The organism is Minwuia sp. IMCC3009, from assembly GCF_029909415.1.
Taxonomy (GTDB): domain Bacteria; phylum Pseudomonadota; class Alphaproteobacteria; order Minwuiales; family Minwuiaceae; genus Minwuia.
The window spans coordinates 3442955-3456511 of sequence record NZ_CP123781.1 but is presented as its reverse complement, the minus strand read 5'-3'; the positions used below and the strand labels follow the sequence as shown (position 1 = coordinate 3456511).

14 protein-coding genes are annotated in these 13557 nt (G+C 66.5%); all 14 read left to right on the top strand.

The window, feature by feature from the left end:
* Positions 1-24: 24 nt before the first annotated feature.
* The 14 genes from QGV55_RS16145 (at position 25) to QGV55_RS16080 (ending at position 13531) form a co-directional block, all read left to right on the top strand.
* Positions 25-714, top strand: a complete 690-nt coding sequence (locus QGV55_RS16145; RefSeq protein WP_281019620.1) for a GntR family transcriptional regulator — start codon at positions 25-27, stop codon at positions 712-714.
* The gene (locus tag QGV55_RS16140) at positions 704-1717 is read left to right on the top strand and encodes an AAA family ATPase (protein WP_281019621.1); all 1014 of its coding nucleotides are present in this window, start codon (positions 704-706) and stop codon (positions 1715-1717) included. Before QGV55_RS16145 ends, QGV55_RS16140 begins: the two co-directional genes overlap by 11 nt.
* The gene (locus QGV55_RS16135; protein ID WP_281019622.1) at positions 1701-2588 is read left to right on the top strand and encodes a DUF58 domain-containing protein; all 888 of its coding nucleotides are present in this window, start codon (positions 1701-1703) and stop codon (positions 2586-2588) included. The genes QGV55_RS16140 and QGV55_RS16135 overlap by 17 nt, the downstream gene beginning before the upstream one ends.
* Complete coding sequence (locus QGV55_RS16130) at positions 2578-2949, top strand: hypothetical protein (RefSeq protein WP_281019623.1); 372 nt, start codon at positions 2578-2580, stop codon at positions 2947-2949. The genes QGV55_RS16135 and QGV55_RS16130 overlap by 11 nt, the downstream gene beginning before the upstream one ends.
* Positions 2946-3866, top strand: a complete 921-nt coding sequence (locus tag QGV55_RS16125; RefSeq protein WP_281019624.1) for a VWA domain-containing protein — start codon at positions 2946-2948, stop codon at positions 3864-3866. Before QGV55_RS16130 ends, QGV55_RS16125 begins: the two co-directional genes overlap by 4 nt.
* Positions 3863-4729, top strand: coding sequence for a hypothetical protein (locus tag QGV55_RS16120; protein WP_281019625.1), 867 nt, complete (start codon positions 3863-3865; stop codon positions 4727-4729). The genes QGV55_RS16125 and QGV55_RS16120 overlap by 4 nt, the downstream gene beginning before the upstream one ends.
* On the top strand, positions 4726-5541 hold the full coding sequence (locus tag QGV55_RS16115; RefSeq protein ID WP_281019626.1) for a tetratricopeptide repeat protein: 816 nt from the start codon (positions 4726-4728) through the stop codon (positions 5539-5541). The genes QGV55_RS16120 and QGV55_RS16115 overlap by 4 nt, the downstream gene beginning before the upstream one ends.
* On the top strand, positions 5538-6824 hold the full coding sequence (locus QGV55_RS16110) for a hypothetical protein (RefSeq protein WP_281019627.1): 1287 nt from the start codon (positions 5538-5540) through the stop codon (positions 6822-6824). The genes QGV55_RS16115 and QGV55_RS16110 overlap by 4 nt, the downstream gene beginning before the upstream one ends.
* Positions 6825-6931: 107 nt before the next feature.
* Positions 6932-7585 (top strand): Rieske (2Fe-2S) protein, encoded by a 654-nt coding sequence (locus QGV55_RS16105; RefSeq protein ID WP_281019628.1) that lies wholly within the window; start codon positions 6932-6934, stop codon positions 7583-7585.
* A 53-nt stretch (positions 7586-7638) separates the two neighbouring features.
* Entirely contained in the window at positions 7639-9378 is a 1740-nt protein-coding gene (locus QGV55_RS16100) for a PQQ-dependent dehydrogenase, methanol/ethanol family (RefSeq protein ID WP_281019629.1), read from the top strand.
* On the top strand, positions 9359-9889 hold the full coding sequence (locus QGV55_RS16095) for a hypothetical protein (RefSeq protein WP_281019630.1): 531 nt from the start codon (positions 9359-9361) through the stop codon (positions 9887-9889). Before QGV55_RS16100 ends, QGV55_RS16095 begins: the two co-directional genes overlap by 20 nt.
* Before the next feature lie 42 nt (positions 9890-9931).
* Positions 9932-11080: a hypothetical protein gene (locus QGV55_RS16090; protein WP_281019631.1), complete on the top strand. Its 1149-nt coding sequence runs from the start codon at positions 9932-9934 to the stop codon at positions 11078-11080.
* 155 nt (positions 11081-11235) lie between these two features.
* The gene (locus tag QGV55_RS16085; RefSeq protein WP_281019632.1) at positions 11236-11934 is read left to right on the top strand and encodes a GntR family transcriptional regulator; all 699 of its coding nucleotides are present in this window, start codon (positions 11236-11238) and stop codon (positions 11932-11934) included.
* A gap of 31 nt (positions 11935-11965) precedes the next feature.
* Positions 11966-13531 carry an AMP-binding protein gene (locus QGV55_RS16080; protein ID WP_281019633.1) on the top strand — a complete coding sequence of 522 codons (1566 nt, stop codon included), beginning with the start codon at positions 11966-11968 and terminating at the stop codon, positions 13529-13531.
* The last annotated feature ends 26 nt before the right edge of the window (positions 13532-13557 follow it).

Here is a 13557-nt window from a genome sequence, read left to right as displayed (position 1 = left end):
GATTGTGCATCTGGGGACGGGCGAATGTCTGAAGCGGGGACTCTGGCTGAGCAGGTTTACAACGAAATTCTGGACGAGATCTGCGCCGGAACCTTTCCGGCGGAGGCCCGGCTGAAACAGGAGTCGCTGGCCCTGCAACTGGGGGTTTCCCGCCAGCCAGTGCAGCAGGCACTCAGTCAGCTGAAGGCGGATGGCATCGTGCAGGATGCACCGGGGCGCGGTCTTGCCGTGGCAACACCGGACCTGATCATGGTGCGCCATCGCTATCAGGTCAGACTGATCCTGGACTGCCTCGCCTCCGAGATGGCGGCCAAGCGGTGTGCGGAAGACTCCGCACTGGCGCGCAATACCCGTCAGGCAGGCGCGCGCATCCTCGACCAGGCGATGGCCGCCCTGGACGCGAATGACCTGAAGGCGCTGTTCAATGCCGACGTGGCGTTTCACGCCCTGGTCTATGACACCACCGGCAACCCCGCACTGAAGGACAGTGCCACGGTCCACTGGCGTTATCTGCAACGGATCATGAGCTGCACCCTGCGGGAGGTCGAGGACATCCCGGACAAGTTCTGGAACCAGCACAAGAACATCCTGGACGCCATCGTCGATGGCCGCGTCAGACGGGCGAACCGCTGGGCGCGCATTCACATCCGCTATTTCCTGGCGATTGCGGAGCGGGTCTACGGCGATACCTCTGAGAGACAACTTGAGCATTGAGAGCCGCAAGGACCGGCAGGAAGACGATGATGACCTGCGGCAGCTCTTCCAGGATCTGAGGCAGCGGCTGCAGTCCACCGTGGTGGGCCAGCCGCTGATGATCGACCGACTGGTCCTTGCCCTGCTTTCGGACGGTCATGTGCTTCTGGAGGGTGCGCCGGGGCTGGCCAAGACCCGGGTGGCACGGGCGCTGGCAGACTCGTTCGAGGGCCGTTTCAACCGGGTTCAGTTCACCCCGGATCTGATGCCGCAGGATCTGACCGGCAGCGCCATCTTCGATCCCAAGTCATTGCAGTTCGAGTTCCGCCAGGGACCGATCTTCACCAATTTCCTGCTGGCGGACGAGATCAACCGCGCGCCGGCAAAGGTTCAGTCCGCGCTGCTGGAGGCCATGGAGGAGCGCCAGGTCACGAGCGGTGACACGACCTATCCGCTCGCGCAGCCGTTCTTTGTCATCGCAACGCAGAACCCCATCGAGCATGAGGGGACCTGGGATCTGCCGGAGGCACAGCTCGACCGCTTTCTGATGCATGTGCGTGTCGGTTATCCCGATGCCGAGACCGAGAGTGCGCTGCTGGACATGGCTCTCGCGGAGGCGGAAGGCCAGATCAGCGGACGGGATGCCGGTCAGCCCGTCGACCGGATTGCACCGGCCGAACTGGCTGCGGCCCGCCATGCGGTGCTGCGCACCTTCCTTTCGGCGCCGGTGCAGGACTACATCGTCCGTCTGGTCGATTTCTCGCGACGGGCCGATGATCTGCCCGATGACCTGAAGGGGCTGATGTCGCATCCGCTCAGTCCGCGCGGTTCCATCGCGCTGGCCCGGGTCGCCAAGGCCGCGGCCTGGCTGGCAGGGCGTGAGCATGTCCTGCCCGACGATGTGCTGGCCCATGCGCCGAACGTGCTGCGCCACAGGATCGGCCTTTCCCATGTGGCGGAGGCCGAGGGCATTCAGGCAGACGTGATTGTCGCGCGTCTGATCCGCCATGTTCCGCCCATCTGAGACCCTGCGACCGGAGACCGTGGAGCAGCTGACGCTGTCGCGTCTGATTGCCATGGACCCCTTCCGCGCCCGTCGTCCGGGGGAGCCGGGCAACCGGACCCCGATGGGCGTTCGGCCGGGCCGGCGCGGGCTCAGGACCGGTGACATGGACGGGCTGGCCCCCTATGCGCCCGGTGGCGATATCCGGATGATCGACTGGCGCGGCTTCGCGCGTACCGGCCAGCTCCGGCAGAAGGAGCGGGAGCGGGAGGCGCACAGCGCCGTCATGCTGGTGGCCGACCTGGGGCCGCACATGCGGTTCGGCACCCGTGACGGAACGCTGGCGCTGCGGGCGGCGCTGGCGCTGGCGCGGGAAGCCTGGATCGCGCTGCGGCGGGACGAGCCGGTCGGTATCGCGACCTCTCCACACGGGGTGTTGATGGCCCCGGCGCGGGGCAGGCGTCGGCTGCTGCACGGTCTGGACCGGCTGGCGGCGACCTTCGCCCGGCGGGTGGCACCGGCACCGCTTTCGGTCGCGGTCGAGAGCGCCGCCGGGCACCTTCGCTCAGCCGATGACCTGCGGGTCTTCTCCGATTTTCATTTCTGGCTGGCAGAGGGGCAGCTTCCGACCGCCGGGCACCGGCGTTCCGGGCGCTGGTTCGCCGTGCAGGTGGATGATGCCGTGCACCAGTCCGTGCCGCCGCCCGGACATTATCCCGCGCGCAGCATGGCCACGGCGCGGATGGACGAGGATATCCGGATCGGGCGGGACACGACGGGTCATGCCGCCGTCGCCGCAGCGACCGAACTGAACCGGAGACTTCAGGCCGAGGGCTGGCGCATCGCCGACCCGATGGCCGGCAGCAGGCACCATTGGTCCGATGACGCCTGAGGAGATTCTCCAGGGGCTGCGCGATATCCAGTTGCCTGCTGTGGAAGCCGCTGCGTTTGCCGAATCCCGGTTCAGTCCCTGGCCGCTTGTGGTCACGGTGGCCATTCTGTCCGGCATCTTCCTGCTCAGGTTCCGCAACAGGCGGGCCTGGCGACGATCCCTGGGCCGGGATCTGGAGGCCTTCATCGCGCATCCGGAGCCGACAGGCATCCAGGGACTGATTGACCTGCGCCGCCGCTTCGCCGCGCACGGCCTTACGGTCCCGAACCTGCCTGCGGAGTGCTTCCGCCCCACGGAGGGGGCCGACGCGGCGGTTCTGCGCGGCGCGGCGGAAGATCTCAGACGGCTGCTGCCGTCATGATCGAACTGTTGCAACCCTGGGCCCTGCTTGCCCTGCCGCTGCCCCTGATCGCCTGGTGGCTGTTGCCGCATGCGGCCCCGGCCGCGCGCATGCTGGCCACCGAATCGGCGCTGGTTCTGCTGCGTGCCATGCGGCCCGGCGGATCGGAGGGGGCGGACCGGTTCCGGCGTCTCCTGCTCCCGGCGGTCGGCTGGCTGGCGCTGGTCCTGGCGCTCTGCGGGCCGGTAACCCCGATCGGGACGCTCGTCAGATCCAGCGGCCATGATGTCGTCATCGCCATCGATCTCTCCGCCAGCATGGGGCGAAAGGAACCGGGACAGCGAACAACGGCCTTCGACCGTTACCGGACCGCTGTGGCGGCATTCCTCGACCGGTTGCCTGCGGGGGATCGCGTGGCTCTGATCGCGTTTGGCGAACAGGCCTATCTGATCGCGCCGCTGACCCATGATTTCGGCGCGCTGAACGGCTATCTGGACGAGCTTGTCGTGGGCATGCCCGGACGCAAGACCTCCGTCGGCGTGGCCATCGGTCTGGCGCTGAAGACATTCGAGACGGAGGAGCAGCAGCGCCGCTCCCTGCTGATCCTCTCGGACGGGGAGGACAACGCGGGCGCGCTGCCCGCGCCGGACGCGGCGCTGCTGGCCAGCGACCGTAACGTGCGGATCCACGCGGTCGGTCTGGCCGATGCCGAGGCCGGTGGCGGCAGCGACATCCTGCGCACGGTCGCGGAGATCACGGGCGGCAGCTTCTCGACGCTTGCCGGGACGTCCGACCTGCCGGATCTGGCGGGGCCTGACGCCGCCGGGACAATCGATGAAGCGGCCTCGCCCCTGCGCCGCAACTGGTCTTCCGAACTGCTGATGATCGCTGCTGTCCTGCTGGCCGGGCATCTGCTGGTGCTGCGGAGGGCGCGATGACCCTGCTGCACCCCTGGTTTCTGCTGGTCTGCCTGCTTGCCGCCTGGCCCGTTCTGGCGGACAGGCTCCGTTCCGGAGGTGCCCGTCTGCATCTGCCCGGTTCCTGGCAGCGTCTGGTCAGCCCGGAGATGCGGACCATCGTTGCCGGTCAGGTCCGGGTCACACATGACCGTCTGGCGACCCTGACGACAGCAGCACTGTGGCTGGTGCTTGGACTGGCGCTGGCCGGGCCGGTGCTGCAGGCCGAACCTTCGGCGGCGGTGTCCAACCTGGCCGGGCGTGTGGTTGTCGTCGATCTTTCCGACGCTGACGGTGCCGCCGCGGTGCGCAGCATGGCGACCACTGTCGCCGCCGGGCAGACCGGCATCCCCGTGGCGCTGGTCGCGGCGACCGGCGATGCCTTCGATGTGGTGCCCTTCACCACCGACCTGCAGCATTTCGAGCGCTATCTCGCCGTGCTTGAACCCGCCCTGATGCCTGTCGGCGGGCACGAACCGCATCGCGCCTTTGCCCATGCGGAGGCCATGCTGGTGCGGGCAGGGATGATCGCGGGGCAGGTGGTGCTGGTCACGTCCGCGACGGCGGTGCCTTCGCGCAAGCTGGCGCGGGACCGCTGGCTGCGGGCGATCGTGCATGTCACCCCCGGCAGCCAGCCGCCACCGGCAATCCGCGCCCTGGCGGACGAGACCAACGCGACCCTGGTCATGGCGACGGACTCCGCGACCCTGGACCGGCAACTGGCGCAGACGGTGTCGAGTCTGGTCGATGGTTCTCCGGAGTTCTCCGGTCAGACGCCGCTGCGGCCGTGGCTCGTTGGCCTGGCCGGTCTTCTCTGGCTGTTGCTGTTCCGGAGGCCGGCATGACCCTGCGCAGCCTGATCGTCACCGTCGTCCTGCTGGTCGCATCTGTTGGGGCCGGCTGGCTGATCCCGGCGCTTGACCGACCGCTGGAGCCGCACCTTGTCGCCCAGGACCTGATGCAGCGGGGACGGGCCAGGGAGGCGGCCTATCTGTTCGATGATCCGGTATGGCAGGGCGTGGCCGAGTATCGCGCCGGGCGGATGTATCGGGCGGCGGGATCCTTCGTCCAGACCAAGAGTGCCCTCTCGCTCTACAACCTCGGCACGGCCTATGCGCAGGTGCGGCAGTGGACGGGGGCCGTTGCCGCCTATGAGGCGGTGCTGCGGCTTGAGCCGGAACATGCCGACGCGCGGCACAATCTGGCACTGGTCCGGCGTGCCCGGGCGGCAGAGGAACGTCTGATCGAGGAAAGCCGGAACAAGAAGCGGATGGGCATCTGGCAGGACGGCATGCTGAAGCAGCGTGACGGCGGCGATCCGGCCAGCGATGCCCCCGTGCGGGAGGATGGCAACAGTGCGGGTGGGGGGGAATCGACCCCGTCGAAGAAGCCCGGCACTGAATCCGCTGCCGGCAGTGGCCGCAGCACGCCTGGCGATGTCGCGCCGGACGGCAAGGCCCGTGCGGGCGCGGCGGAAGCAGGCGAGCGGCCTCGGGAGGCGCCGGAGGGACTGACCGGCGCATCGGCGGCAAAGATCCGGCGCGCGGAATCGGTACAGCATGCGGAACAACTGTTGCGGCGCATCGTCGATCACCCGGAGCAGGTGCTGGCGGCGCGATTGCGCAACGCCCAGAAACTGCGGGAGCGGGCGCAATGAAGTGGCTCCTCGGCGTGATCTGCATTCTGCTCTGCCCTCCGCTTGCCGTGGCCCAGAACGAAAGGGCGCCCGACGTTCCGGAACTGCAGGTCGAGATCGTGACGGCCGGGGAACCGGGCGGTGCCATATTCGTACAACAGCAGGTGTTGCTGCGGATCACGCTGGTCTCCCGGTTTCCGTTCTGGTCCCTGCGCATCGACGTGCCCGAGATCGCGGATGCGGAACGGCATGTCGCCTCCCGTCCGCGCACCAGCGAATTCTCCACATATGGCGGGTCGGGCTGGCGGCACCAGCGCGTCATCGCCCTGTTCCCGACGCGCAGCGGCGTGCTCGAGATCCCGGCGATCCGGGCTGCAGGGGCGGTGGAGCGTGCCGACGGCACCAGTGTCGGGTTCCGGGACGAATCCGAGGCGCGGGTTCTGCAGGTGCAGCCCGCGCACCGTTACCTCAACGGGTTCTGGTGGGTGGCGGCGGACAGGATCGAACTGACGGACGACTGGTCGAAGGACGTGGCCTCGCTGAGGATCGGCGACACGGTCCGCCGCACGGTCACGATGCTGGCCGACGGGGTGACGGCGGAGCGTCTGCCGGAGCTGGTGCAGAGAGACACGCCGGGGGCCAGGATCGTTGCCGTGGCCGGGGAGCGCAGGACCCGTTTCACACCCGGCGGTGCCACGGCGGAAGTCACCCGGTCCTGGGACATAACGGTGGAGACGGAAAGCGCGGTGAACATTCCGCCGGTGTCCGTCACCTGGTGGAACACCTCCGAGTCCCGGCCGGCCGGCAGCGGTGTTCCCGCCGCACGCATAGAGCCGCTGGCCGTCGACGCCGACAGGCTGCGGGCGGAACTGATGGCTGAGGCCGCGGCCCGCCGGGATCAGGACGCATTCTACCTGATCCTGCTTGCCGCAATCCTCGTCATCCCGATGGCGATCCTTGCCGGGGCCTTCCTGCGCGCTGCTGTGCCGTCGATGGCGGACATGCGGCTGCGTTGGCAGTTGCGCACCGTTTCGGGGCTCGGCACGGCCCGCGCGCTGGTCACATGGGCCCGGTCCACGGTGGCGCCCGATGCCCTGACGCTGGGTGACATTGCGGCCACCGCACCACCGGCTGTAACCAGGGCGCTGGGGAAGATCGAGGCCGCGGCCTTCGGGCAGGAAGCTGAACAGGTGCTGGAACCGGCGGTCTTCTCGCGGTGGTCCAGGCACGTCCGGCTGCAGCGGCTGCGGAGGCAAATTGCAACGATGGTTCAAATAGTTGTGGGCCGATCCGGTCACTCCTGAGTGTCGGCGGGAGGGCTGCGGCAGACCACTGTATTTCAAGACATACACAACAGAAGTTTCCGTAGGGTCATCCGAATCCTAATATTTCAACAGGGGGAGAGAGACGCATGAGTAATGTCAGAGGAAAGGCCACAGAGGCCGAGAACATTTCCGACGGGAATGAACCGTGTTGTTGCGCGGAATGCGATGACGAGGGGCTGAGCAGGCGCGCAGTCATGGGGTACGGCGCGGCGATTGCCGCAGTTGGCGGCCTTGGGCTGGCGGGCGGTGCACATGCTGCGGAAGGTCCGCTCAACATGCCCGTGCAGCCCGGTGACCGGTTCATGATCACCAAGGGAAAACTGAAGCAGACGCTGCTTACCGCAGACCTGCTGGAATCCGGTGCCAGACCGGTCGAGGGGTTTCCGGTGACGCCCGACAAGCACGAGCCGCGTGACGTCTACCGCAACAACCGGTTGCTGATGCTGAAGCTGGACGAAGCGGCGATGGATGCCGAGACACGCGCACGCAGCGCCGGGGGCGTCCTGGTCTATTCGGCGGTCTGCACCCACAAGGGCTGCACCATCAAGTCCTGGATGGCGAAGCAGCAGCAGCTTCGTTGCCATTGTCACCTGTCGATCTTTGATCCGCTCTCCGGCGGTACGGTGAAGGGCGGCCCGGCGCGGCGGCAGCTTCCCGCGGTGCCGCTCGAAGTCGATGCGGAAGGCTATGTCGTGGCCGCGGCGGGTTGGACTGCCACGCCCGGCGGCGCGAAGAAATAGGAATCAACAAACCAAACAACCGGATCAACCGGTGGTCAAAAAAGGAGGATGCGATGCGAAGAACACTGGCCGCGGCGGCGGCGCTCATGATCCTGGGGGCGGGAAGTGTCGTTGCCCAGAATCTGAATCCCGTGACGGATGCGAGACTGCAGAATCCGGAACCCCAGAACTGGCTGCAGTGGCGCGGCAACTACGAGGGTTGGGGGTACAGCCCGCTCGACGAGATCACGACCGAGAACGTGAAGGGCCTGCGTCCCGTATGGAGCTTCGCGACCGGCGTGACGGAAGGCCATCAGGCACCGCCGATGGTCAATGACGGGGTGATGTATGTCTCGACCCCGCAGAACCAGGTGTTCGCACTGGATGCGGCAACCGGGAACGAGCTGTGGCGCTATCTGCACGAGATCCCGGAGGACCTGTTCCAGCTGCATCCGACAAACCGTGGCGTCGGTCTCTATGGCGACAAGGTCTACATGGCCACCGTCGATGCGCGCATGGTCGCGCTGAACGCCAAGACCGGCGAAGTGGTCTGGAACTCGACCATCGGTGACTACAAGGCGGGCTACTATTCCACGCTTTCGCCGCTGGTGGCCGAAGGCAAGATCGTGGTCGGCGTGTCGGGCGGTGAGTTCGGCATTCGCGGCTATGTCGTTGCCTTCGACAGCGAGACCGGTGCGGAAGCCTGGCGGACCTACACGGTTCCCGGGCCGGGCGAGCCTGGTCATGACACCTGGAAGGGTGACAGCTGGAAGACCGGTGGCGGTTCCGTCTGGATGCAGGGCAACTACGACGCGGATACCAAGCTTGCCTATTTCGGAACGGGCAACGGCGGCCCATGGCTGCCGGAGGCACGTCCGGGCGACAACCTCTACACGACGTCCGTGATCGCGTTAGACATCAATTCCGGCGAGATCAAGGGGCATCACCAGTATCACTGGAACGATGCCTGGGACTGGGACGAGGTCTCCGCACCCGTGCTGATGGACATCGAGCGTGATGGCCGCAAGGTCAAGGGACTGGTCCATGCCGGCCGCAACGGCTTCATCTGGTCGATGGAGCGCACTGCGGATGGTCCGATCAACTTCGTGGCTGCGGACAAGTATGTCCGCCAGACCGCGTTCACGGCCATCGATCCGGAAACGGGGCGTCCGTCCTACAGCGAGTCGGCGACGCCTGGCCTCAACCGCACGGCGACCTTCTGCCCGAGTCTCTGGGGTGGCAAGGACTGGCCCATGGAGGCCTACAGCCCGAGGACCGGCCTGCTCTACATCCCGAGCCATGAGAACCTGTGCACGGAGATGGGCGGCAGCGGCGAGATCGAGGATTACGAGCCCGGTCAGCTCTACATCGGCATCCCGATCGACGTGATCCTGTCGAGCATGCGCATTCATGAAAGCCAGGACACGTCGAAGCCTGTCACCATCGGCAAGTTGCAGGCCTGGGACATGAACACGGGCAAGATGGTCTGGGCCACGGACTTCAAGGACACGCCTTTCTGGGCGCCCTTGCTGGCCACGGGCGGTGACCTGATCTTCACCGGCGGTACCGTGGACCGGAAGTTCCGGGCCATGGATGCCAGGAATGGCGAGATCCTGTGGGAGCACCCGATGCCTTCGGGTGTGACGGCCACGCCGGCATCCTTCGCCGTGAACGGCAAGCAGTACATCGCGGTCCAGTCGGGCTGGGGTGTCGATGCGGAACGCATGCGCGGTCTGCTGGCTGGTCTGCTGCCGGAAGGCCGTGTGCCGACGGTGCCGCAGGGCGGTTCGATCCATGTCTTCGCGGTCGACTGACCTGAAGGCTGTGCTGACGGGGCTCCGGTTTCTTGCCGGAGTCCCCGGGGGCCGGGCGCTGCTGGCGCCCGGTCTCTTCGTTTTTCTGCTGTTCGTTGCCGTCGATGCCCGGGCGCAGGAGTATCCCCAGACACCGGAAGCGATGCTGGAGAAGGTCGCGACCGCCATTATCGAACGGGACTTCGACAAGTACGAGAAACTGGTGCACTGGGAACGCGCGGGGCGGATCAAGTTCAATATCGTCCGCTATCAGGTCCTGCGTTCCATGGGCCGCAAGATCGAATCGATCACGATCGAGAAGGTGCCGCCCACCACGTTCGACAAGCTGAAGCAGACACCGCAGATCGCCTTCAATCTGGAGCCGACCCATCGTGTCCGGGTGGTCTATGATGAACCCCCGAACGTAAAGGGAAGCGACAGGAAACCTGTCGTCTTTCACCTGGTGGGCAAGACCGATGAAGGCTATCGGATCGCACTCGTCGTGCGGAACGTCAAGGATGACGACGACTGATCGGGTCTGGTCGTGAGGGCAGGATCACTCCTGACCGTCGCGATGCTCCTGCTGGTTGCCCCTGCCGCCACCGCCCTGACGCTCACGGAAGATTCCGTGTGGCCCGACACCACGATCCCGGTCTGCTGGGAGCGACCGCTCGACCGGCACATGCAGGAACGCCGACTGGCAATGAAGGCCATTCGCGCGTCCTGGGAAAAGGAAAGCGCGCTGGTCTTCACCGGCTGGGGACGCTGCCGGTCGGACAGTCAGGGCATTCGCATCTTCATTGGCCGGGCGCATCCGCATGCCAAGGCGCGCGGACGCCATGTGAACGGTATGGCCAATGGTGTCGTACTGCCGGAACTGTGGACGCTGGCCGCCCTGTCGATCAACGTCAAGGCACCGGTCCACGAGTTCGGGCATGCCCTGGGCTTCGGGCACGAGTTCGCCCGCCCCGATGATGCGGTGCCGGAGGAATGCCAGGTGATCCGCAATCCCGCCGGTCGATATACCGAAGGGGACATGCCGCTGACCGCCTATGATCCCGACTCGATCATGGTTGGCTGCGCCGGAACGGCCCTGCACGACCTCTCCCTCGGCGTACCCCTGCTGAGTGCCGCCGACATCTACGGGCTGGTGTCGGTCTACGGGTCGGCGCCTGAGAATATCCTGGATGAGGACGAGGACGGCGACCGCTTTGGTGCTGCACTGGCCCTTGGTGATGTCGATGGCGACGGCATTGATGATCTGGCCGTTGGCGCACCGGGGGAGGATGGCGGAAGGGGCGCGGTCTACATCTATCGCGGTGACCCGTTCCAGGGGTTCCGCCCGCTGGCCCGGATCGCCCCCGAGCTGCCGGTGCCGGGTGCGGTGAGCGGTTGGGGCGGGGGGCTATCCTTCGGGCAGCCTGCCGCAGATGCCCGCCGCCCGCTGCATGTGGTGGCCGCAAACGGGATACGGACGAACGTCCTGTTCCATCCGGCGGAGGGCGGTGTGCGTGCCGAGATGCGTGCATCGCATGGCCCGGCGGACCGGGGCACGACCGTGGCCATCGTCGATGCCGACCTGGACGGTGATGGCGTCCCGGACCGTATTACCGGCATGCCGGACGCCCTGATCGGGGCGGTCCGCTCAGGTGCCGTTCTGGTTGAGCGCGGCGGGGCGGGTGATGCCCTGCGGTTCTGGTACCGGATGGGCCAGTCGTTCTGAAGGCGGTCACCTTCAGCACCTTCCCGCAGGCACGCGCCAGCATCTGCTCCCCGAAAGGCCGCTTGAGGCGAATACGACTCTCGCCTGTCGGAGCGCTTGACGAAGCGGCAGTTCATGATATTGTATTCTGAATTCAGAGTTCAGGATGCGAAGACATGAAGCCGCTTGTCACCCAACCCAATCTGGCCCAGCAGGTCTATGAGGCCATCGTCGACGAGATCTGTGACGGCCACCTGCTGGCGGGTGCCCATCTGGTGCAGGAGGATCTGGCGGAGCGGCTTGGCGTTTCACGGCAGCCGATCCAGCAGGCCATGGCGCTGCTGAAGGCCGACGGGCTGGTGGTGGAGATCGGCCGGCGCGGCTTGCAGGTGACGCCGCTGGACCTGGATATGATGCGCCACCACTACGACATCCGCGCCGTCCTTGATGGGCTGGCCGTTCGCATGTCCGCCACCCGTGCATCGGGTGATCCGGTGATTGGCCGGGCCATCGCGGCGCAGGGGCAGGAAATCCTGCAGCGCGGCGCGGCGGCGGTGGCGAAGGGCGCGGTGGGGGAGCAGGTCCGCGAGGACGAAGCCTTCCACACCATGCTCTACGAGCATTCCGGCAACCCCCTGCTGGCCCGGGCTGCAGAGCCGCACTGGCGCTATCTGCGCCGGGCGATGGGCGAGGTGCTGCGCCATGCCGAGCCGCCGCGCGAGATCTGGCGTCAGCATGGCGAGATCCTCGATGCGGTCGCGGCAGGTGACGCTGATCGCGCGGAAGAACTGGCCGTCGCACACGACCTGCGCGCCGCGAAAACGCTGGACGCGGCCCTGGCCAACCGCAACGCCGCCGCAGCGGCCGGCGGCTGAGCCCCCCCCATTCAAACCAGGGAGCACTGCCTTGACCTCTCAGATGCAGACCATTGGTGAACTGCTGGCCACCCAGGCGCGACTGCAGCCCGAGCGCCTGGGCGCACGTGACCTGGAACGGGAACTGACGTTCGGGCAGTGGAACGCGCGTGCCTGCCGGCTGGCCAACGGATTGCTCGGCCTTGGTCTCCGGCCCGGAGACCGCGTCGCCGTGCTGGCCTACAACCGTGTGGAATGGGCGGAGATCTATGTGGCGGTGGCCAAGGCGGGACTGATCGCCGTGCCCGTGAACTTCCGGCTCGTCGGCCCCGAGGTACGATTCATCTGCGCGAACTGCGGCGTCTCGGCAGTGATCGCCGAAGCCAGCCTGGCTCATGTCATCGACGGGATCCGCGCCGGGCTTCCCGTCCGTGATGATCGCTTCATCCTCATAGGAGATCAGCACCAGGCTCCCGGATGGTCGGACTACGAGGCACTGATCGAAAGCGCCGGGTCCGCTGATCCGGAGGTGCAGGTGTCGCCGGATGATCCCTGGTGCCTGATGTATACCTCCGGTACCACGGGCAACCCCAAGGGCGCGATCCGCAGCCATCGTGGCATGTTCATGCTGGCGCTCATGACCCAGGTGGAGCTTGGTCTCGACCGCAACGACGATGCCTTGCTGGTCATGCCCATGTGCCACGCCAACTCCCTCAATTTCTTCACCGCCTTCCTGTCCATCGGGGCGACGGTCACGATCTTCTCCCGCGCCAACTTCGATCCGCGCCTGTGCCTGCAGACCATCGGCAGCATGGGCATCACCTTCTCGTCGCTGGTGCCGACGCACTTCACCATGATGCTGGAGGTGCCGGAGCAGCAGCGGGACGCAGCGGACTTCGCGCAGGTGAAGAAGCTGATGGTTTCCTCCGCCCCTGCACGGGCGGAGACCAAGCGCGCGGTCATGGAGATGTTCCCGAACTCCGGCCTGTTCGAACTCTACGGTTCGACGGAGGCCGGTTGGGTTACCATGCTGCATCCGGATGAACAGTTCGATCACCTGGGCACCGTCGGACGCGAAGTGGTCGGCTCCGCGCCCATCCGCCTGCTCGACGATGATGGCGACGAGGTTCCCGACGGGCAGCCGGGGGAGCTCTATTCCTGCGGTCCCTATGCCTTCGACGGCTACTGGAACCTGCCGGAAAAGACGGCAGAGGCATTCCGGGGCGACTATCTGTCGGTCGGTGACATGGCCCTGCGGGATCCTGACGGCTTCATTCGCCTGATCGATCGCAAGAAGAACATGATCATTTCAGGCGGGGAGAACGTCTACCCGTCCGAGGTCGAGACGGCGCTCGCTGCGCATCCCGATGTCCGGGACGTGGCGGTGGTCGGGTGCCCGGATGCCAAGTGGGGCGAAAGGGTGGAGGCGGCGGTCGTCCTGCGGGATGGCGCGGCGCTCACAGCCGAGGACCTGATTGCCTGGTCGCGGAAGAGCCTTGCCGGATACAAGCGCCCCCGTGCCGTGACCTTCCTGGATGCGGACGCCATGCCGCGCAATGCCACCGGCAAGATCCTGCATCGCGTCCTCAAGGACATGCTGATCGCCCGCGCATCCTGACGCCCGCGATCCCGAAAGACAGAACA

What these genes read in the sequence shown, in the direction of transcription:
- QGV55_RS16100 (WP_281019629.1), top strand. Translation starts at nt 7,639, where the DNA reads ATGCGAAGAACACTGGCCGCGGCGGCGGCGCTCATGATCCTGGGGGCG.
- QGV55_RS16145 (WP_281019620.1), top strand. Translation starts at nt 25, where the DNA reads ATGTCTGAAGCGGGGACTCTGGCTGAGCAGGTTTACAACGAAATTCTG.
- QGV55_RS16120 (WP_281019625.1), top strand. Translation starts at nt 3,863, where the DNA reads ATGACCCTGCTGCACCCCTGGTTTCTGCTGGTCTGCCTGCTTGCCGCC.
- QGV55_RS16135 (WP_281019622.1), top strand. Translation starts at nt 1,701, where the DNA reads ATGTTCCGCCCATCTGAGACCCTGCGACCGGAGACCGTGGAGCAGCTG.
- QGV55_RS16110 (WP_281019627.1), top strand. Translation starts at nt 5,538, where the DNA reads ATGAAGTGGCTCCTCGGCGTGATCTGCATTCTGCTCTGCCCTCCGCTT.
- QGV55_RS16130 (WP_281019623.1), top strand. Translation starts at nt 2,578, where the DNA reads ATGACGCCTGAGGAGATTCTCCAGGGGCTGCGCGATATCCAGTTGCCT.
- QGV55_RS16095 (WP_281019630.1), top strand. Translation starts at nt 9,359, where the DNA reads ATGTCTTCGCGGTCGACTGACCTGAAGGCTGTGCTGACGGGGCTCCGG.
- QGV55_RS16085 (WP_281019632.1), top strand. Translation starts at nt 11,236, where the DNA reads ATGAAGCCGCTTGTCACCCAACCCAATCTGGCCCAGCAGGTCTATGAG.
- QGV55_RS16105 (WP_281019628.1), top strand. Translation starts at nt 6,932, where the DNA reads ATGAGTAATGTCAGAGGAAAGGCCACAGAGGCCGAGAACATTTCCGAC.
- QGV55_RS16115 (WP_281019626.1), top strand. Translation starts at nt 4,726, where the DNA reads ATGACCCTGCGCAGCCTGATCGTCACCGTCGTCCTGCTGGTCGCATCT.
- QGV55_RS16090 (WP_281019631.1), top strand. Translation starts at nt 9,932, where the DNA reads ATGCTCCTGCTGGTTGCCCCTGCCGCCACCGCCCTGACGCTCACGGAA.
- QGV55_RS16125 (WP_281019624.1), top strand. Translation starts at nt 2,946, where the DNA reads ATGATCGAACTGTTGCAACCCTGGGCCCTGCTTGCCCTGCCGCTGCCC.